The organism is Corynebacterium efficiens YS-314, from assembly GCF_000011305.1.
GTDB lineage: Bacteria > Actinomycetota > Actinomycetes > Mycobacteriales > Mycobacteriaceae > Corynebacterium > Corynebacterium efficiens.
In genome coordinates this window covers 2,957,735-2,977,359 of sequence record NC_004369.1, presented here as the reverse complement: position 1 = coordinate 2,977,359, position 19,625 = coordinate 2,957,735, and the positions used below count along the sequence as shown (strand labels likewise).

The window sequence follows — 19,625 nt, the reverse complement described above, 5'->3', positions numbered from 1 at the left end:
TGGTGCGGGCCCCACCCCCTGCTTTGGCACGTCCACTATGCGGTTGTGGATGTTGAAGGGGTGGTTGCCCCAAGGAGTACAAACTCCTGGGACAACCACCCCTTTCGCATGCTCAAAACACGGGCCGATAATTCCTATTTACAGCGAACCCATCGACCGGGTCGAGGTGAAGGTGCGCTCCTCACCGCTCTGGGGGTCGATGAAGGTGAGCGTGCGGGCGATGAGATGCATCGGGGTGGTGTAGTCCTCATCGTCAACCGCATGGAGGACCGGGTAGAGGGGATCCCCCAGGATGGGGACGCCGGCATCACGCATGTGGATGCGCAGCTGATGGGTCTTACCGGTTTCCGGGGCCAGTACATAACGCCCCTGCCGCGGAAGATGACCGTGCAGGGCCTCCAGCTGGGCTTGTTCGTCGTCAGTCACGGGTGTCACGCTGACCACCCTGGTGCGGGTGTTCGGCTCCTCGTCAGTCACGTAGGCCTGCACCTGGCCCCGGACCTTCTCAATATGGGATTCCCAGATGAGGGGCTCATCCCCGGGGACCAGTTCAGGCCGGTAGTCACCGATGGCCTCATAGGTTTTGGTGGCCTCCCGCCGAGCAAACAGGGTCTGGTACATGCCACGCAGTTCGGGGCGTTTGACCATGACCAAGACACCTGAGGTCAGGCGGTCAAGGCGGTGGGCGGGGGTCAGCTCCTGATGCCCGGTGAGCACACGCATCTTCACCAGGGCGGTCTCGGTGATGTGGCGTCCCCGGGGCATGGTGGCCAGGTAAGGGGGCTTGTCGACGACCAGCAGATCCTCATCCTCGTGGATGATGAGGATCTCATAGGGGATGGGGCGTTCGGCGGCGGGCATGCGGTAGAACCAGATATCCTCACCCGGCTGCACAATGTCCGCCGGGGCATAGGGCCGGCCCCAGAGGTTGACCACCTCGCCGGCGTCGAAACGCTCCTGGAGAACCCGGGCGTTATCGAGCGGGTGGCGGTGCCGCTGGCTGCTGATCAGATGCTCCACGAAATCCCCGGCCGGGATGGGCTCGGCATCCCGGGGGAGGATCACCCGTGAGGGGTTCAACCCGCCGCGGATGGGCAGCGGCGGCGAAGCCTTCGCCTTTTGTACTACCCTGTGTGACATGGACTTCAACGTAATCATCAACCCAATTCTCGAATTTCTGGCCACCGACCTGGGCATGCTGTCCGCAGATATCGGCCGGGTCATCTTCGATCTGCTCTACCCGGCCAATGCCGATGCTCCTGTGATTGAGGCGTAACCGCCTCTCAAGCTGACTATATTTTACGGGCTGACATGGCAAAACCACGATTGAGCGTTCTCGACCTCGTTGCCCTCAGTGAGGGTATGACGGCGGGTGAGGCGATCGCGCATTCCGTGGAGGCGGCCCAAATCGCCGAGGCATCCGGGTATACCCGTTACTGGTTGGCGGAACACCACAACTCGGAGGCTCTGGCCTCCTCTGCGACCACCCTGCTCATGGGACATATCGCTGGTCGCACCTCCTCCATCAGGGTGGGCTCCGGGGGCATCATGCTTCCCAATCACTCCCCTCTCCATGTCGCGGAGGAACTCGGTACCCTTGATGCGATGTACCCGGGGCGGATCGAGGCGGGTCTGGGCCGGGCCCCGGGAACCGATCCGGCCACAGCGAGGGAACTCGGGCGGGGAAGTGCCCATGTCGGCGATGTCACGGCGTCGATAAGCGCTCTTATCCGGTACCTGGACGACCCGGAGGGGCGGCCGACGGTGATCGCCCACCCCGGCCGGGGATCGAAGGTGCCCCTCTACATGCTTGGTTCCTCCATCAACGGGGCTGCGATGGCGGCGGAGCTCGGGTTGCCGTTCGCCTTCGCCAGTCATTTCGCGCCGTTCCAGATGGGGCCGGCGATCGCCTCCTACCGTGAGCGCGCGGAGAATCCGTATGTCATGGCCGCGGCGAATGTCATGGTTGCCGATACTGAGGAGGAGGCACGTTTCCAGCTGTCCACCCTGCATCGGATGTTCGCGGGTATCGTCACCAACCAGCGTTCGGCTCTCGCCCCGCCCGAACATGGGCTGGAGGAGAAGCTCGGACCCATGGTGTGGAAACACATCACGGATTCCCTGGAGATCACTTTCGCCGGCACGGCCGAGCAGGTGGCCGCGGATCTGGAGGAATTCGCCCAGCGCTATGCCCTCGATGAGATCATCACTGTGACGTATTCCTTCGATCCCGCCGTTCGGAAGGCATCCATCGAGGCGCTCGGCCGGGTGTGGTGAAAACGCCGGGTGCGTACGAAAAATCACACCGTTTCACACCCGGAACTGGTTGTAACCGCCTATAAAACCGGACATACACGGTACAATCAGAAGTGACAATTATTTTGAATCGTGTGGAAAATGTAGCCCGCGGTTCGCAGGAGAAAGGTCGACCAAAGATGAGCGTAGAAGACATCGTCGTCGTCGCAGTAGATGGTTCGGAAGCTTCCAAGCAGGCCGTTCGATGGGCTGCGAACACCGCCAACAAGCGGGGCATCCCCCTCCGCCTCGCATCCAGCTACACCATGCCCCAGTTCCTCTATGCCGAGGGCATGGTTCCCCCGCAGGAGCTTTTTGATGACCTCCAGGCTGAGGCCCTGGAGAAGATCGATGAAGCCCGCGCCATCGCGCATGAGGTGGCTCCGGACATCAAGATCGGACACACCATCGCCGAGGGTAGCCCCATTGACATGCTCCTGGAGATGTCGAAATCTGTCACCATGATCGTCATGGGATCCCGCGGCCTGGGTGGACTCTCCGGCATGGTCATGGGCTCGGTCTCCGGTGCCGTGGTATCCCACGCACACTGCCCCGTGGTGGTTGTCCGCGAGGACAGCAGCGTCAATGAGGACAACAAGTACGGCCCCGTGGTTGTCGGTGTCGATGGTTCCGAGGTGTCCCAGCGCGCCACCGAGGTGGCCTTCGCCGAGGCCTCTGCCCGTGGTGCTGAACTCATCGCCGTCCACACCTGGATGGACATGCAGGTCCAGGCATCGCTTGCTGGTCTGGCGGCAGCTCAGCAGCAGTGGGATGAGGTGGAGCGTGAGCAGACCGAACTGCTCACCGAGCGCATCCAGCCCCTCGCTGACCAGTACCCCGACGTGCCGGTGAAGAAGGTCATCACCCGTGACCGCCCGGTCCGTGCACTGGCGGAGGCCTCCGAAGGTGCCCAGCTCCTGGTTGTCGGTTCCCATGGTCGTGGTGGATTCAAGGGCATGCTCCTGGGTTCCACCTCCCGTGCCCTGCTGCAGTCTGCCCCCTGCCCGATGATGGTGGTCCGCCCCGCATAGCAGCGTCAATGTCCAGGGCCTGAAAGCAGGCTCAGGCAACACCCCAGTTCCCACTCCCAGGAACTGGGGTGTTATTACTTTTCGGTTAATTTCCCATCACGATATCCTAATAAATATCATTTAGACGAGCTTTGTTGTACTAACCGCAACTACTGTCGGGGGCGATCCCGTGAATAACCCTGCACGGATCAGTGTCAGGAAAGGTTAGCCCAAACAAAGGATTGAAACCATGCTCGGACTGTCAATACTCGGTTGGATCATCATCGGCGGACTCGCTGGTTGGATCGCATCCAAGATCAAGGGAACCGATGCCCAGCAGGGTATCGGCCTCAATATCGTGGTAGGTATCGTCGGTGGTCTCCTCGGAGGCTTCCTCCTCAGCCTGATCGGTGTGGATGTTGAAGGCGGTGGCTGGATCTTCAGCTTCTTCACATGCCTCCTGGGTGCTGTGATTCTGCTCAGTATTGTGCGGGCCGTCAAGAAGTAGCCGAGCAACAATCTGGAAATAACAACGCACCGTTTATACCCCGCGACCCGTGGCCTCCCACGGGTCGTTTTTTCATCTCCCCCGGCCCGGGAACACCCCCGAAGACACGGGTGGCTCTTCCATAATCAGTGGAATGACCTGTAGATTGAATCTATACGAACCGGTTTGTCTATATTGAAGGTGTGTGGGTGGAAACGTCCCCGGGAAGCATCCGTGGGATGCCGCCTGGATCCATCGGACGTGGTTCCCCGGGACCATCTCGACCACACTGTTGCACCTCCAGAGTTAACCCGAAAGGACGTGGCCCGCCGTGGCTGTCAGCGCTTCAGGAAAGAGTAGGACCAGTACAGGGGGCAGGCGACGTGATCGCCCGAGCCCCCGGCAGCGTCTGCTCGACAGCGCAACGAATCTGTTCACCACCGAGGGCATCCGGGTCATCGGCATCGACCGTATCCTTCGTGAGGCGGATGTGGCCAAGGCCAGCCTGTACTCCCTCTTCGGTTCCAAGGATGCTCTGGTGATCGCCTACCTGGAAAATCTGGATCAGCAGTGGCGTGATGCGTGGCATGAGCGGACGGACCAGCTCAAGGACCCGGAGGATAAGATCATCGCCTTCTTCGACCAGTGCATCGAGGAGGAGCCGAAGAAGGGCTTCCGGGGGTCCCACTTCCAGAATGCGGCGAATGAGTATCCACGTCCGGAGACGGAATCCGAGAAGGGTATTGTCGCCGCGGTCATGGAGCACCGTCGTTGGTGTCATCAGACGCTGACCGATCTGCTCACGGAGAAGAATGGTTATCCCGGCACCACCCAGGCGAATCAGCTGCTGGTGTTCCTTGATGGTGGTCTGGCGGGGTCGAGGCTGGTTCAGAATATCGGCCCCTTGGAAACGGCCCGTGACCTGGCCCGGCAGTTGCTGTCCGCACCACCGGCGGATTACTCGATCTAGAGGGCAGGCAAAAGGGGGAACCACCGGTTGGTGGTTCCCCCTTGTTGTTCACTTCCCGGACGGGTCGGTGGCGTCCGTCTCCGGTTGCTCGCCGTTGCTCTTGTCCCCGGCGCGGCGTGCCTGTCGACGCCTCCTCGCCTCCTCCATCTTCTGCTGATTGATCTTTCTCTCCGCGGCCCGCCTCTTGGTGGCGATCTCCTTCTTCGTGGCCTTCTCCGCCCTGATGCGCTCGGTACGTTCCCGGGTCATCTCGGCATTCTGTGCATGCAGTTCGGCTGCGCGGTGGGGGGTGAGGATCATCATCAGGCGGTTCTTCCGGCGGGTCCACAGGAAAGCACGTTTTTTCCGCTGCTGTTCCCGGTAGGTGGCACGTTGGGCTGCGTGGTGTTCCTTGAATTCCTCGGTGAGCGGGTAGTTACGCTCGATGATGTAGTGCATGATGGCGGTCTGCCCGAAGGTCCACAGGTTGTTGGCCACCCAGTACAGCGCGATGGCGGTGGGGAAGGGGCCGGTGAGTCCGAGCACCAGGGGGAACAGTGGGGCCAGGACAGCCAGCCAGAGGAAAGCCTTGAACATCCCGTTGGAGATGTTGGAGGCGTAGTCATTGGTCTGGATGTTGCGGTAGGTGGACAACGCCATGTTGAAGGCGGTGAACACCGCGGCCACGATGAACAGCGGAAGGACGAAGGAGAGGACGTCCTCACGCGTGGTGCCCAGGAAGGTGAGCTGTTCGGCCGGCATGGTCACGTAGGCGGGCAGGGGGACATTGAACACCCGGCCCTGCAGGAAACTCTGGACCTCCTCGGCACTGAGGAAGCCGATGGAGCGGGGAACGGGGTTCTCCAGCCCGCCCTCGGGCCGTGCCATGAGGAGCAGCACCTGGTAGAGACCGAGGATGACGGGGATCTGGATGAGGGTGGGCACACAACCGGCAAAGGGGTTGATGCCGTATTCCTTGTTCAGGTCCTTATATTTCTGCTGCATCTCCCGGATGGAATCCTCGTCGTGCCGGCCTTTGAACTCCTCCGCGATGGCCACACGTTTCGGGCGGATCTGGGCGGTCAGGCGCCCGGATTTGTACATCTTCCAGGTGAAGGGGGCGATGATGGCCCGCACCGTGATCACCAGTCCGAAGAGGGAGATGAACCAGGCGAGCGAGTCATCAAGTCCGAGGCCATTGTGCAGCAGCAGATGCCAGAGCTTCATCACTCCGGACACCGGGTAGATCAGAAAATCGAGCACCGTGCTCTCCGCCCCTCCCAGGGTTGTTTTCGGGTATAGCTTTTTCTCTAACAGCGGTATGATCGGACAAGTGCGCGATCACACCAGTTCATGGTACGTGTCCGTGTCACCGGTGGCCTAAACCCGGATTGAGCACGGATGTGGGTTTTCCCGGGGGCCGGGATCCGGTGCGGTCGCACTCCGCGCCACACCAGAAGGAAGGTGAGTCATGCAGTCACTTGACACCAGGCATGGTGCCCGCGATCCGGATCGCGACCGGGGTGCATCCGCCGGTTCCCCCACCCGCGCCCGGAGACCCCGCCCGCGCCCCACATTCTCCCAGGTGCTGGGTGAGGTGTTCCTGACTGTCGGTGCGTTGGTGCTGGCGTTTGCGTTCTATGAGTCCTACTGGACCAATGTTGAGGCCGGGCGGCAGCAGGCGGCTGCCAATGAAGGGCTCGATGAGTTGTGGCAGTCCGAGGGGGAGCGGGTCAATCCGCGTGGGAGGTTCACACCGGAACTCGGTGAGGCCTTTGCCCGCATGTATATCCCCTCCTTCGGATCGGATTTCCACTTCGCCGTCATCGAGGGCACCGATGAGGAGGAACTGCTCGCCGGGCCGGGCCGTTATACCGACTCCCAGATGCCGGGTGAGGCCGGGAACTTCGCTGTGGCCGGACACCGCGTGGGCAAGGGTGCCCCGTTCAATGATCTGGGTAACCTCCGGTCCTGTGATGCGATCGTGGTGGAGACCTTTGCGTCCTGGAATGTCTACCGGGTGATGCCGATGTCGGGTGATCCCACCACCCGGCAGCAGGAGGCCGCCGCCTGTTTCACCGACACCCAGGTGCAGCGGATGGCTGGTGGTGAGTACGCGGGTGTGGTCGGTCGGCATATCACCACCCCCAACCACATCGAGATGATCAACCCGGTGCCGGGGGCCACCACCACGGAGGTCAGCGAGGGCGCAGAGGCGCTGATCACCCTGACCACGTGTCATCCACAGTTCTCCGCGGCCGAGCGCATGATCGTCCATGGCATGCTGGTGGAGCAGATCCCGAAAACCGGTGGTGAGCGTCCCGCCGTCCTGGAGGAGTCCTAAATTATGTATTCGCTGTTGTGGCACTACCTGCCGGGGCCGTGGCCGGTGAAACTCGTGACCGTGCTGGTCCTGGTGGTCGGCGTGTTCTTCCTGCTCATGGAGGTTGTCTTCCCCCTGATTTCACCGCTGATGCCGTACAACGACGTCGCTGTGTGAGCTAGAGCCCCAGGTTGGTGATCACCGTCTCCGCGACCAGCTGCGCCTTGAGCGACTGGTCCTGATTGGTGAACACCGCCACCGCCACCGTGTCCTTCTGTACCGCGTAGAGTGCCCCGGATTCATCCGTGCCGCCGCGTCGGCCGCCTGACCATCCCGCGGGTTCCTCCGCCAGTTCGGTGGTGTCGACCGGGGCGGCCCAGTCCACCACGGCGATGGCGTCGTCGATGGTGTCCATCTCGCGCACGATCACGGTGAGTTGTGGTTCCTCGGGGTAGGACCAGAATACACAGGCGGGCGTCGAGAAGCGTTCGTCGACGCCGACCCCGGTGACGCGCTGGCCGTTGGTGTCCGCGACCCACCGGGTATCCAGGTAGGGGCACTCCTGCCACGAGGTACGGCCACCGGGGACCTGCGGGGCCGCATCGACCGGGAGCTTGTCGACGGCCGGTTCCACCGGCTCAGCCACCGACTCCGGTGATGTGGTGGCCGTCGTCTGCTGCGCGGGCGGTGCCTCCGGTGACCCATCTGTGCACCCTGCCACTGCCAGGGCGATGGCACTGGTCAGGAGGATGGTCTTGAGGCCCCGAGTGGGTAATGTACGACGCATGCAGTCAAGCCTAGATCGCCAGCCTGATTCGATGCGCAATGAGCTGGACGTGGAGAACCTCGCACGTCGTGGGGGCCAGCCCGGTGCGATGAGTTACCGCAACAGCATCCACATCCTCACCGCGACCCTGCTGGTGGTGGGTCTGGGTGCGTCGGCACGTCTGCCGCTGCCCATGTTCGCCGTCTCCTGCGTCCTGCTGTTCGTGTGGGGGTTCCTCTACTTCTGGGGATCCTCCAGACGCGTGACCTTCGCGCACACCAAGCAGCTGGCGTGGTTGTTCGTGCTCACCCTGGTGTGGGTGCTCATGCTGCCGATCGTGCCGGTGAGCATCTATATCGTGTTCCCCTTGTTCTTCCTGTTCCTGCAGGTCATGCCGGATGTCCGTGGCATCATCGCGATCGTGGGCGCCACATCGGTGGCCATCGTGAGCCAGTACCCGGTGGGGTTGACCCTGGGTGGGGTGATGGGGCCGTCGGTGGCGGCGCTGGTGACCATCGCGATAGATTATGCGTTCCGCACCCTGTGGCGGGTGAACAATGAGAAGCAGGAACTGATCGACCAGCTGCTCGAGACACGCTCCCAGCTCGCGGAGACCGAACGCAACGCCGGCATCGCGGAGGAACGCCAACGCATCGCCCACGAGATCCACGACACCGTCGCCCAGGGACTGTCGTCGATCCAGATGTTGCTGCACGTGGCGGAACAGGAGATCCTCGCCCGCGGCCTGGGGGAGGATGACGCGGCCGGGTCGCCGCTGCACAAGATCCGCCTGGCCCGCACCACCGCCTCGGACAATCTCAGCGAGGCGCGGGCCATGATCGCCGCCCTGCAGCCGGCGGCGCTGTCCAAGACCTCCCTGGAGGGCGCGCTGCACCGGGTGACCGCCCCGCTGCTGGGGATCAACTTCGTCATCAACGTCGATGGGGATGAACGCCAGCTGCCGATGAAAACCGAGGCCACCCTGCTGCGCATCGCCCAGGGTGCCATCGGGAATGTGGCCAAGCACTCCGAGGCGAAGAACTGCCATGTCACCCTCACCTATGAGATGGACCAGGTGCGTCTCGATGTGGTCGATGACGGTGTGGGTTTCGAACCGGAACGGGTGAGGCAGCAGCCGGCCGGACTGGGGCACATCGGGTTGAACGCCATGCGGCAGCGCGCCCAGGAACTCAATGGGGAGGTCATCGTGGAATCCGCGCACGGGCAGGGCACTGCGGTGTCCGTCGCACTTCCGATCGAATTCTCAAACGGGGGTTGAGAAAGGTTAGACTGGGATAACTGTTGAGGCACACCCCGGCCCTGCAACCCATCCAGCCGTGCCGGGGGTGCGCCATGGGAAGGACCTAGTCACACATATGATCCGCGTGCTGCTCGCTGATGACCACGAGATCGTCAGGCTCGGACTCCGTGCCGTTCTGGAAAGCGCAGACGACATAGAAGTTGTCGGGGAGGTGTCCACCGCCGAGGCTGCCGTGCAGGCTGCCGCTGCGGGAGGTATCGATGTCATCCTCATGGATCTCCGCTTCGGACCCGGTGTCCAGGGCACCCAGGTGTCCACCGGTGCCGATGCCACCGCCGCCATCAAACGCAACATCGACAATCCCCCGAAGGTGCTCGTGGTGACCAACTACGACACCGACGCCGATATCCTCGGTGCCATCGAGGCCGGTGCCCTGGGGTACCTGCTCAAGGATGCCCCGCCGAATGAGCTGCTGGCTGCGGTGCGTTCCGCCGCGGAGGGGGATTCCACCCTCTCACCGATGGTGGCCAACCGCCTCATGACGCGGGTGCGCACCCCGAAGACCTCCCTCACCCCGCGTGAGCTGGAGGTGCTCAAGCTGGTCGCCGGTGGTTCCTCCAACCGGGAGATCGGACGCATCCTGTTCCTCTCCGAGGCGACGGTGAAGTCCCATCTGGTGCACATCTATGACAAGCTCGGTGTGCGCTCGCGGACCTCCGCTGTGGCCTCGGCCAGGGAGCAGGGGCTGCTCTAGGGGCTGGGTGATAGCCCGTCGACAGGCGGGCCCATATACGCGAAGGGCGGATCCACCGTGGTGGATCCGCCCTTTATTGCTGCCTGGGTATCGCTGTGATCCGCATTACGCAAATATTGCAGAAGTGATTACGGTCATATTGGGCGGTGTTTAGTGTTGCACGTAATGAATGAACGTTCATTCAATCTGAATAAGCGTTCATTCAGGACGTAACGGCAGTGAAAGGCCCTTGAGACAATGACCATCTCGCACCACCACTCGGCTGATGAAGTGGCAGCCACCGCGCGACAGGATGTGCGCACGCGCCAGATCCTCGACGCTGCCGCCACCGTCATGCAGCGACATGGTTCCCAGGCGGCCTCCATGAAATCAATCGCCGACGAGGCGCAGGTCTCCGTCGGGTTGATCTACCGCTACTACGAGAACAAGGAAGCACTGGTCCGGGCCGTCATCCTCGATGTGCTGGACCAGATGAACTACCAGATCCCCTTGGCGCTGGAACCCGTGGAGGACCCTGTCCGCAGGGTGGCTGCGGCCTTCACCGCCTATGCGGAGGTGGTCCGCGACAACCGTAAGGCTGTCCTGCTCACCTACCGCGAAACCGGCAACCTCAACCAGGAAAGTCAGGATCTGGTCAAGAACCTGGAACTGCAGACCGGGCAGTTCATGCTCCGGGCGGTCCAGGGTGCCATCGAGTCCGGATTCTTCCGGCACAACCTCAACCCGAGGCCCTACTCCTACAACCTCCTGCTCATCGCCCATTCCTGGGCGCTGAAGTACTGGTACTTCTCCGAGCGCATGAGTTTCGAGGAGTTTGTCTCGGTGCAGTTGTCCATCGTGCTCCACGGCGCCCTCAAACCGGAGTTCCACCCGGACTATCCGGATCTGCTCACCGAAGAACCCTGACAACCCCTACCGAAGATTAAGGAATCCACCATGTCTGCTCCCGTCATCACCACCTTCGAAGACATCCTCTACGAGCGCCGCAACTCCGCCGCGGTGATCACCATCAACCGCCCCCAGCGATACAACGCCTTCCGCGCCCAGACCGTGGAGGAACTGATCAAGGCCTTCAAGATGGCCTGGGCCGACAACGGTGTGCAGTCGGTCATCCTCACCGGCGCCGGCGAGAAGGCCTTCTGCTCCGGTGGCGATGTCAAGCAGCGCGCGGAGACCGGTGACTACGGTCCGAGCGAATCCGGCCTCTTCGAGATCGGCCTGCTCCACAAGACTATCCGCGACATCCCCAAGCCCGTCATCGCCGCGGTCAACGGCATAGCCATCGGTGGCGGCCATGTCCTCCACGTGCTCTGCGACCTGACCATCGCCGCCTCCACCGCACGCTTCGGCCAGTCCGGCCCGAAGGTCGGTTCCTTCGACGCCGGTTTCGGCAGCGCCTTCCTCGCCCGCATCGTCGGCGAGAAGCGCGCCCGCGAGATCTGGTACCTCTGCCGTCAGTACGACGCCCAGACCGCCAAGGAGTGGGGCCTGGTCAACGAGGTCGTCGAGCCCGAGAAGCTTCTCGACGAGGCACTCGCCTGGGCCGATGAGATCGGTGAGAAGTCCCCCACCGCCATCCGCTTCCTCAAGCAGTCCTTCAACGCCGACACCGATCACCAGGCCGGCCTGTCCAACCTGGCCATGTCCGCACTCGACCTCTACGGCGCGACCGCCGAGGGCATGGAGGGTGCTGCAGCTTTCGCCGAGAAGCGCCAGCCGGACTTCGCCTCCAAGGTAGGGAAGTAGAGACCATGGATTTCTCCATCGACGCAGAGATGCAGCGCTACATCGATGAGGCCCGCGCCTTCGGTGAGCAGATCGCCCCGGATTACCAGCAGCGTGAGATCGACCGCATCATCGACCCGGAACTCCGCAAAGAGATGGGCTCGCGTGGCCTGCTCGCCCCGGAGCTGCCCACCGAACTCGGTGGCCGCGGGGAACGCGCCCTGACCAGCGGCATGGTCATCGAGGAGGTCTCCCGCGGTGACATCAACGTCTCCTACCTGCAGGTGGTGGGGTCCCTGGTGGGCCAGGTGGTCGCCCGCAACGCACAGAAATCCGTCGCCGAGAAATGGGTTCCCAAGATCACCAGCGGTGAGGACATCGTGGCCATCGGCCTGTCCGAACCCTCCGGTGGTTCCGATGCCGGCAACCCCGACATGACCGCGCGCCGGGAGCGGGACGGCTGGGTGCTCAACGGCACCAAGTCCATGTCCTTCGCACTGCACGCCGGTGCCACCGTGGTCTTCGCCCGCACCGAGGAGGGACGCCGGGGACGTGGCATCAGCGCCTTCCTCGTCGAACTCGACCGCGAGGGGATCACCCGCACCGCCGCCAACGACATGGGCACCCTGTCCGTGGGTCGTGGATTCGTCGACTTCGACAATGTCTGGATCCCGGAGGAGAACCTCCTGGGTGCCGAGGGCAAGGCCTTCACCGAGGTCATGCAGGGTTTCGACTTCTCCCGCGCACTCATCGGCCTCCAGGTCATCGGCGCCGCCCAGGTCACCCTCGATGAGACCTGGGAGTACACCAGCACCCGCCAGGCCTTCGACCAGCCGATCTCCAAATTCCAGGGTGTGTCCTTCCCCCTGGCGGAGGCCGACACCTTCCTCACGGCCGCCCGAGTCATGTGCCAGAAGACGCTCTGGCTCAAGGACGCCGGCCAGCCCCACACCAGGGAAGCCGCCATGTGCAAATGGTGGGCACCCAAGGTCGCCTATGACGTGATCAACCAGTGCCTGCTCTCTCACGGCCAGTTCGGTTACCTCAAGGACTGCCCCATCGAACAGCGCATGCGTGATGTCCTCGGCCTCCAGATCGGTGATGGCACCGCACAGATCATGAAGCTGATCATCGCCCGCCAGAACCTCGGCCGCGAATTCGCCCCCTAAACCACCTTCTCCACGCACACATCCCTCCCACTGAAAAGGATTTCTCCCCCATGAACTCACTCAACGGACGCATCTGCATTGTCACCGGCGCGGCACAGGGAATCGGCAAGGGCATCGCCGAGCGCCTGGCCGCCGAGGGCGCCACCGTCGTGGTCGCCGACCTCAACGGCGAGGCCGCCAGCGCCACCGCCGCGGAACTGGGCAACGACTCCATCGGTGTCACCGTCGACATCTCCGACCGCACCGCCGTGGACGCGATGGTCGCCGAGGCGAAGGACAAGTACGGGCGTATCGACGTCCTGGTCAACAACGCCGGCTGGGACAAGATCGGTCCCTTCCTGGAGATCGAACCGGAGATCTGGGACCGCATCATCAACATCAACCTCTACGGCACCCTGCACTGCTCCCAGTCCGTGGCACGCATCATGGTGGAGCAGGAGGGTGGGGGAACCATCATCAACATCGGTTCCGATGCCGCCCGCGTGGGTTCCTCCGGTGAGGCCGTCTACTCCGCCTGCAAGGGTGGCGTGGTCTCCTTCACCAAGACGCTTGCCCGTGAACTCGCCCGTTATGGGGTCACCGCGAATGCCATCTGCCCCGGACCCGCGGATACCCCGCTGTTCGCCCAGATCTCCGAGGAGAACCCGAAGCTGCGCACCGCCCTGGAGAAGGCCATCCCGCTGCGTCGTCTGGCGCAGCCGGAGGACCTGGCCAACGCCGTCGCCTTCTTCGCCTCCCCTGAGTCCTCCTACATCACCGGTCAGACGCTGTCCGTCTCCGGTGGCCTGACCATGATCTAACAACCCCACGACTGCACAGGCCCCTACAATCCCGCGTCGTAAAGCACCTCCCTTGAGTACCTCCCCAGAGAAACGGATACCAAGACCATGACTGTCGCAACCACCTTCGACATCCTGCTCACCGATGAGGAAAAGCAGAAGCACACCGAGGCCGGGTTCTGGAAGAACCGCCTCCTCATCGATTACTTCGACCAGGCCGCAGCGGCCAACCCGGACAAGCTCTGCACTGTCGAGCAGAATGGTCGCCACACCTACAGGGAGCTTGCCGACGACGTCGAGATCGCCGCGCACGCCATGATCGAAGCCGGTGTGGAACCCGGCGACGTGGTGGGCATCCACCTGCCCAACTGGTACGAGTGGCTGATCATCCACCTGGCCGCCATGCGCGTTGGTGCGATCACCAACCCGCTCATCCCGATCTACCGCGACCGCGAGATCAGCCACATGGCACGAACCGCCAAGGTGTCGGTGCTGTTCATCGCCGAGACCTTCCGCCGCTTCAACTACATGGACATGGTCGACCGGCTCCGCGATGAGCTGCCCGACCTGAAGAAGACCATCGTGGTGCGCGGTCAGACCAGACGCAAGGGATTCGACCTCTTCGAGGATTTCCTCGAGACCGGACGCACGCGCCGGGAGGAGTCACCGGTTGACTTCACCGAGCTGCGCCCCGACCCCAACGACCTGGCCCTGATTATGTTCACCTCCGGCACCACCGGCAAGCCCAAGGGTGTCATGCACACCCACAACACCGTGCTCGCCGGTGCGCTGCCCTGGCCGGACAAGCTGGGGATGGATGAAAACGACGTCATCCACATGGCCTCCACCTTCGGTCACCTCACCGGTTATCTCTATGGCGTGAGCCTGCCGTTCATGCTCGGGGGCACCGCCGTCATCCAGGATGTCTGGAGCGTGGACTACTTCGTCTACCTGGTGGAGAAGTACCGCATCACCCATACCTCGGGTGCCGCCCCGTTCCTCCATGACCTGCTGCACGCGGAGAACCTGCACCACTACGACATGTCCAGCCTCAAGCGCTTCTGCTGCATGGGTGCGCCGATCCCACGTGTGTTCATCACCCAGGCCAAGGAGAAACTGCCGGAGATGAGTGTCTTCGGAGGTTGGGGCATGACGGAATGCTGCCTGACCACCATGGGCCATCCGGATTACCCGGAGGAGAAGATCGTCAACACCGACGGCCGTGCGCTGGCCGGCATGGAGACCCGCGTGGTCGACGAGGAGGGCAATGAGGTTCCACGTGGAACACAGGGCCGCCTCCAGGTGCGGGGTGCGTTCCTGTTCCGCGGTTACCTCGGCATGCTCGATGCCACCCTCGAGGAATATGAGGGGGACTGGTTCAACACCGGTGACCTGGCGGTCATGGATGATGAGGGGTTCATCTCCCTCTCGGGCCGCGACAAGGATGTCATCATCCGCGGTGGTGAGAACGTTCCCGTCGCCGATCTTGAGAACGCCCTGATCCAGCACCCGGACATCGCGGATGTGGCGGTGGTGGCGATGCCACACGACCGTCTGCAGGAGATCGCCGCTGCGGTGGTAGTCATGGAGCACGGCCGCGAGCCCATCACCATGGAGACCATGAAGGCGCATCTGGAATCCACCAACATCGCCAAGCCGTACTGGCCGGAGTACCTCGAGGTCACCGACACCCTGCCGCGCACCCCCTCGGGCAAGCCGCAGAAGTTCAAGCTGCGTGAGCACCTGGCCAAGGTGGCGGAGAAGCTCAAGCAGGATGATATCGACAACGGTGTCGTCGCCACCCCGGGGCAGATCACCGCCCCACCGGTGCTCACCAGCCCCCGCGGTTCCTGGTGGGGTCCGGTCGACATCACCCAGATGGACAGCTTGTTCTCCGTGGAGGAGAAATCCACCGCCCTGAAGGTCCGGCAGTTCGTGGACCGGGAGATCCGCCCCAACATCGCCGAATGGTACAACGCCGGTCACTTCCCCAGGGAGATCATCCCGGAGCTGGGCAAACTCGGCGTGCTGGGCATGTACCTCAAGGGCTTCGACTGCCCGGGCCGCTCCGCGGTGGAATACGGCCTGGCGGCACAGGAACTGGAGGCGGGTGACTCCGGTCTGCGCACCTTCGTCTCCGTCCAGGGCTCGCTGGCGATGGCGGCGATCCACAAGCACGGATCCCTGGATCAGAAACTCGAATGGCTGCCCCGCATGGCCAGGGGTGAGGCCGTGGGCTGCTTCGGTCTGACCGAACCCACCGCCGGGTCCAACCCCGCGGCGATGAAGACCTTCGCCCGCCAGGAGCCGGGTGGGGACTGGGTCCTCAACGGCACCAAGCGTTGGATCGGCCTGGCGAATATCGCCGATGTGGCCATCATCTGGGCGCAGACCGAGGAGTTCGGCGACGGCCGCGGGGTCCGCGGTTTCGTGGTCCCCACCGACACCCCGGGCTTCTCCGCCCAGGTCATCGAACCGAAACTGTCCATGCGCGCCTCCGTCCAGTGTGAGATCACCCTGGAGGATGTCCGCCTCCCCTACACCGCGATGCTGCCGAAGGACTCCGCCGTGGGTCTGCGCGGACCGTTCTCCTGCCTCAACGAGGCCCGCTACGGAATCGTGTGGGGTGTGCTCGGAGCCGCCCGCGACTCCTTCAACTCGGCACTGGAATACTCCCACCACCGCGAGCAGTTCGGCACCCCGCTGACCCACTTCCAGATCACCCAGACCAAACTGGCGGACATGGCCGTGGCCATCAACAAGGGTTACCACCTGGCCCACCACATCGGACGCCTCAAGGACACCACCGGTGTGACCCCGGAGATGATCTCCACCGGCAAGCTGGACAACACCCGCATCGCCATCCAGATCGCCCGCGATGCCCGCGCCATGCTCGGCGGCAACGGCATCTCCATGGACTACTCACCACTACGCCACGCCAACAACCTGGAATCGGTGCGCACCTATGAGGGCACCGACGAGGTCCACCAGCTCACCATCGGCCGGTTCATCACCGGCGTCGGCGCATTCACCGCAGAAGGAGCGAAATAATGACCAACTCCATCACCTCCATCACAGAGCAGGACACCGCTGTCGGTTTCGAGACCATCACCGCGGAGGCCACCGACCGCATCGGTGTCATCACCATCAACCGCCCGGAGAAGCGCAATGCGCTGTCCAAGACGGTGCTCGCGGAGATCGGCCGGGTCCTGGACACCTGGGAGGAGGACCCCGATGTGCAGGCGGTCATCTTCACCGGTGCCGGTGAGAAGGCGTTTGTGGCGGGTGCGGATATCTCCCAGCTGGCCCACTATGACCTCCACTATGGCCTGGCTGCCCATATGCAGAAGCTCTATGACCGGATCGAGGACTACCCCAAACCGACGATCGCGGCCATCAACGGTGTCGCACTCGGTGGCGGGCTGGAACTGGCCATGAGCTGTGACATCCGGATCGTCTCCGAGAACGCCAAGGTGGGTCTGCCGGAGGCCACCCTGGGTGTGCTGCCCGGTGCGGGTGGCCCCCAGCGACTGTCGCGCCTGGTGGGCAAGGGCCGTGCGGTGGAGATGATCCTCACCTCCCGCGTCCTGACCGCCCAGCAGGCACTGGACTACGGGCTGGCCACGGAGGTACACCCGCTGGCTGAGCTTGTCGACGCCGCCCGCACCACGGCCGGCACCATCCTGAGCAAGGGTCCACTGGCGGTGCAGCTGGCCAAACTGGTCATCGGCAACGGTGCGGAGACCGATCAGCGCACCGGTCTGCTGCTGGAGCGTCTCGCCCAGACCCTGCTGTACACCACCGAGGACAAGGCCGAGGGCGCGGATGCGTTCCTGAACAAGCGGACACCGGAATTCAAGGGGAATTAACTATGGTCGAGGTACACAAGATCGCGGTCATCGGCTCCGGCGCCATGGGCCGGCAGATCGGCATGGCGGCAGCCGTCGCCGGGTATGACGCGGTGGTCCAGGACATCTCCGCCGACGCCGTCGAGGCCGCGGAACAGGATATGAAGGCCTGGGCCGCCGGCCGGGTGAGCAAGGGACGCATGAGCCAGGAGGAGGTGGATGCGGCACTGGGCCGACTGCGTTTCACCACCGATCAGGCCGACGCGGTGGGCGATGCCGACCTGGTCATCGAGGCGGCCACCGAACGCCTGGACATCAAACGTCAGGTGTTCACCCAGATCGATGAGCTGGCCCCGGAGCATGCGATCCTGGCCACCAACTCCTCCACCTACGGGTCCTCCTCGGTGGCGGACGCGACCAGGCGCCCGGAGAAGGTCTGCAATATGCACTTCTTCAACCCGGCGCTGGTGATGAAGGCGGTGGAGGTGGTCCGGCATCCGGAGACCTCCGATGACACCGTCGACAGTGTCATCGCCGTGATCCAGAAGATGGGCAAGCACCCGGTGGTGCTGAACGCGGAGATCCCCGGGTTCATCGCCAACCGCCTCATGGGGGCGGTGCGCACCGAAGCCCTCAACCTGGTGGAGCAGGGTATCGCCTCCATCGAGGACATCGACACCGTCGCGAAATCCGCCCTGGGGCACCCCATGGGCCCGTTCGAGCTCATGGACCTGGTCGGTCTGGATGTCACCTACCTCATCCGCAAGGCCACCTTCGAGCTGACCGGGGATGAATCCGAGGCCCCGCACCCGCTCATCACCGCCAAGTATGAGGCCGGTGAGCTGGGCCGCAAGTCGGGCAAGGGTTGGTACACCTATGACTGACGGTCGCCGCGCGGTGGTGGTCGGTGCCGGTGGGATCGGCACGGCGGTGGTCAACCGCCTGCTTGTCGACGCCCCCGTCACCGTCGCCTACCACCGGAACCGCCCCACGGGGCTGGGCCCAGACGTGCCCGTGGTGCAGCTCGACGCCACCGACCCTGCGGAGGTGGACCGGGCATTCGGTGCGGTCGGGGAGTTCGACACCCTGGTGATCACCACCGGACACCGCCACGATCTGGAGTTCTTCACCCGCCAGGACCCGGCCGCGGCGGAGGAGATCATCGCGGTGGAACTGCTCGGGCCGATGAATCTGGTGCGCTCGGCGCTGAAGATATTCGGTGATTATGGGCGGATCGTCATCGTGGGATCGGATTCCGGCAAGGCCGGCACCCTGGGTGATGCGGCCTCCTCGGCGGCACGCGCCGGGCTCATGGGATTCGTGCGTTCCATCGCGCGGGAAACCGCACGCAGGGACATCACCATCAACATTGTCAGCCCAGGTCCCACCGACACCCCGCTGCTGACGGACATGCTGGACGGCGACGGACTCACCGCCAAGGTGATGGCCGGCACCGTCAAGGCGGTGCCCAAAGGCCGGACCGCCACACCCGAGGAGATCGCGGAGGCGGTGGCCTACTTCACCCACCCCCGGGCCGGGTTCACCACCGGCCAGGTGCTGTCGGTGTCCGGGGGTCTCACCATGTAGGGCAGGTCTACCGGTGGTCCAGCAAGCGGTCCTGGATCTGGTCGCTGACCTGCTGGAGATCGCGCTCGATGGACTGGTGTGCCCGGTTGCGCTGCTGCGGGGTCATGTACTCGGCGTTGTCCACCGCGGCATCGAGTTCCTTGAGGCGCTCATCCGCATCGCGGACGAAACCCTGCGGGAGGTCGGATTTGCGGGCCACCTCGCGCACACCGGCGATGCGCGCTTTCAGTGGGGCACCGTGACCCGGGTACTTCGCCAGCTGCGCCCCGGTCACACCGGAACGCTGCGCGCGGTTCTGCACGATCTGGTCGCGGATCTGGGTGGAGGCCCGGTAGACGAGCGGCAGCAGGATGGGGGTGAGCATGCGGGCGGTGCCACCCCACCGCTTGACCGTGTCGGAGTTGAACTTGCCGGCCTTCTTCTCGGCGAGGATCTGCTTGGCCATCTTCAATTCATGCTTGCGCCGCGCCTTGAGTCCCTCCTTCTCCGCCTTGAGCAGATTCCGCTCCTGCTGGGCGATGAGCTTCTCCCGCTTGAGATCCAACTTGGCCTTGTGCTTGGCCTCGGCCTTCACCTTGGCCTCGGCGGCTTTGATCTCCGCCTTGGTCTTCGCCCGGGAGGAACGGATCTTCTCGAAGATACCCATGTGCTTTCAACTCTTTCGTGTGCCGG

21 protein-coding genes are annotated in these 19,625 nt (G+C 63.5%); 17 read left to right on the top strand and 4 right to left on the bottom strand.

Annotated elements, in window-relative coordinates:
- Positions 1–138: 138 nt before the first annotated feature.
- Positions 139–1,140, bottom strand: coding sequence for a pseudouridine synthase (locus CE_RS13810; RefSeq protein WP_049783624.1), 1,002 nt, complete (start codon positions 1,138–1,140; stop codon positions 139–141).
- Between CE_RS13810 and CE_RS15490 the strand changes: the two genes are divergently transcribed.
- The 5 genes from CE_RS15490 to CE_RS13790 all read left to right on the top strand — a co-directional run bounded on the left by CE_RS15490 (position 1,139) and on the right by CE_RS13790 (position 4,762).
- Positions 1,139–1,276, top strand: coding sequence for a hypothetical protein (locus CE_RS15490; protein WP_173362583.1), 138 nt, complete (start codon positions 1,139–1,141; stop codon positions 1,274–1,276). The two genes, CE_RS13810 and CE_RS15490, sit on opposite strands and share 2 nt — an antisense overlap.
- Before the next feature lie 35 nt (positions 1,277–1,311).
- On the top strand, positions 1,312–2,277 hold the full coding sequence (locus tag CE_RS13805; RefSeq protein ID WP_006768840.1) for an LLM class flavin-dependent oxidoreductase: 966 nt from the start codon (positions 1,312–1,314) through the stop codon (positions 2,275–2,277).
- A 158-nt stretch (positions 2,278–2,435) separates the two neighbouring features.
- Entirely contained in the window at positions 2,436–3,326 is an 891-nt protein-coding gene (locus CE_RS13800; protein WP_006768841.1) for a universal stress protein, read from the top strand.
- A 229-nt stretch (positions 3,327–3,555) separates the two neighbouring features.
- Positions 3,556–3,813, top strand: a complete 258-nt coding sequence (locus CE_RS13795; protein WP_006768842.1) for a GlsB/YeaQ/YmgE family stress response membrane protein — start codon at positions 3,556–3,558, stop codon at positions 3,811–3,813.
- Between the two features lie 310 nt (positions 3,814–4,123).
- Positions 4,124–4,762 carry a TetR/AcrR family transcriptional regulator gene (locus CE_RS13790; protein WP_006768843.1) on the top strand — a complete coding sequence of 213 codons (639 nt, stop codon included), beginning with the start codon at positions 4,124–4,126 and terminating at the stop codon, positions 4,760–4,762.
- Positions 4,763–4,810: 48 nt separating this feature from the next.
- On the opposite strand, the gene yidC is transcribed toward CE_RS13790, so the two are convergent.
- A complete protein-coding gene (yidC, locus tag CE_RS13785; RefSeq protein WP_006768844.1) occupies positions 4,811–6,004 on the bottom strand; it encodes a membrane protein insertase YidC in 1,194 nt (397 codons plus the stop codon).
- 208 nt (positions 6,005–6,212) lie between these two features.
- On the opposite strand from yidC, the gene CE_RS13780 reads away from it, so the two are divergent.
- The gene (locus CE_RS13780; RefSeq protein WP_011076082.1) at positions 6,213–7,085 is read left to right on the top strand and encodes a class E sortase; all 873 of its coding nucleotides are present in this window, start codon (positions 6,213–6,215) and stop codon (positions 7,083–7,085) included.
- A 3-nt stretch (positions 7,086–7,088) separates the two neighbouring features.
- On the top strand, positions 7,089–7,241 hold the full coding sequence (locus CE_RS15485; RefSeq protein WP_006768846.1) for a hypothetical protein: 153 nt from the start codon (positions 7,089–7,091) through the stop codon (positions 7,239–7,241).
- A 1-nt stretch (position 7,242) separates the two neighbouring features.
- On the opposite strand, the gene CE_RS13770 is transcribed toward CE_RS15485, so the two are convergent.
- Positions 7,243–7,851 (bottom strand): DUF2020 domain-containing protein, encoded by a 609-nt coding sequence (locus CE_RS13770; RefSeq protein ID WP_006768847.1) that lies wholly within the window; start codon positions 7,849–7,851, stop codon positions 7,243–7,245.
- Between CE_RS13770 and CE_RS13765 the strand changes: the two genes are divergently transcribed.
- From CE_RS13765 to CE_RS13720, 10 genes are all read left to right on the top strand, one after another.
- Positions 7,850–9,109 carry a sensor histidine kinase gene (locus CE_RS13765; RefSeq protein WP_006768848.1) on the top strand — a complete coding sequence of 420 codons (1,260 nt, stop codon included), beginning with the start codon at positions 7,850–7,852 and terminating at the stop codon, positions 9,107–9,109. The genes CE_RS13770 and CE_RS13765 overlap by 2 nt on opposite strands.
- A gap of 97 nt (positions 9,110–9,206) precedes the next feature.
- Complete coding sequence (locus CE_RS13760; RefSeq protein ID WP_006768849.1) at positions 9,207–9,845, top strand: LuxR C-terminal-related transcriptional regulator; 639 nt, start codon at positions 9,207–9,209, stop codon at positions 9,843–9,845.
- A gap of 237 nt (positions 9,846–10,082) precedes the next feature.
- Complete coding sequence (locus CE_RS13755) at positions 10,083–10,751, top strand: TetR/AcrR family transcriptional regulator (RefSeq protein ID WP_006768850.1); 669 nt, start codon at positions 10,083–10,085, stop codon at positions 10,749–10,751.
- Positions 10,752–10,796: 45 nt separating this feature from the next.
- Positions 10,797–11,591, top strand: coding sequence for an enoyl-CoA hydratase-related protein (locus CE_RS13750; RefSeq protein WP_173362622.1), 795 nt, complete (start codon positions 10,797–10,799; stop codon positions 11,589–11,591).
- Positions 11,592–11,596: 5 nt separating this feature from the next.
- Positions 11,597–12,739, top strand: a complete 1,143-nt coding sequence (locus tag CE_RS13745) for an acyl-CoA dehydrogenase family protein (protein WP_006768852.1) — start codon at positions 11,597–11,599, stop codon at positions 12,737–12,739.
- A 50-nt stretch (positions 12,740–12,789) separates the two neighbouring features.
- Complete coding sequence (locus CE_RS13740) at positions 12,790–13,539, top strand: SDR family NAD(P)-dependent oxidoreductase (RefSeq protein WP_006768853.1); 750 nt, start codon at positions 12,790–12,792, stop codon at positions 13,537–13,539.
- Positions 13,540–13,626: 87 nt separating this feature from the next.
- The gene (locus CE_RS15795; RefSeq protein WP_006768854.1) at positions 13,627–16,569 is read left to right on the top strand and encodes an AMP-binding protein; all 2,943 of its coding nucleotides are present in this window, start codon (positions 13,627–13,629) and stop codon (positions 16,567–16,569) included.
- On the top strand, positions 16,569–17,387 hold the full coding sequence (locus CE_RS13730) for an enoyl-CoA hydratase/isomerase family protein (protein WP_006768855.1): 819 nt from the start codon (positions 16,569–16,571) through the stop codon (positions 17,385–17,387). The genes CE_RS15795 and CE_RS13730 overlap by 1 nt, the downstream gene beginning before the upstream one ends.
- Before the next feature lie 2 nt (positions 17,388–17,389).
- The gene (locus CE_RS13725) at positions 17,390–18,250 is read left to right on the top strand and encodes a 3-hydroxyacyl-CoA dehydrogenase family protein (RefSeq protein ID WP_006768856.1); all 861 of its coding nucleotides are present in this window, start codon (positions 17,390–17,392) and stop codon (positions 18,248–18,250) included.
- Positions 18,243–18,953: an SDR family NAD(P)-dependent oxidoreductase gene (locus CE_RS13720; RefSeq protein ID WP_006768857.1), complete on the top strand. Its 711-nt coding sequence runs from the start codon at positions 18,243–18,245 to the stop codon at positions 18,951–18,953. The genes CE_RS13725 and CE_RS13720 overlap by 8 nt, the downstream gene beginning before the upstream one ends.
- 7 nt (positions 18,954–18,960) lie before the next feature.
- Here the strand turns inward: CE_RS13720 and CE_RS13715 are convergent, their stop codons facing one another.
- A complete protein-coding gene (locus CE_RS13715) occupies positions 18,961–19,599 on the bottom strand; it encodes a DUF6474 family protein (RefSeq protein ID WP_006768858.1) in 639 nt (212 codons plus the stop codon).
- Positions 19,600–19,625: the final 26 nt, after the last annotated feature.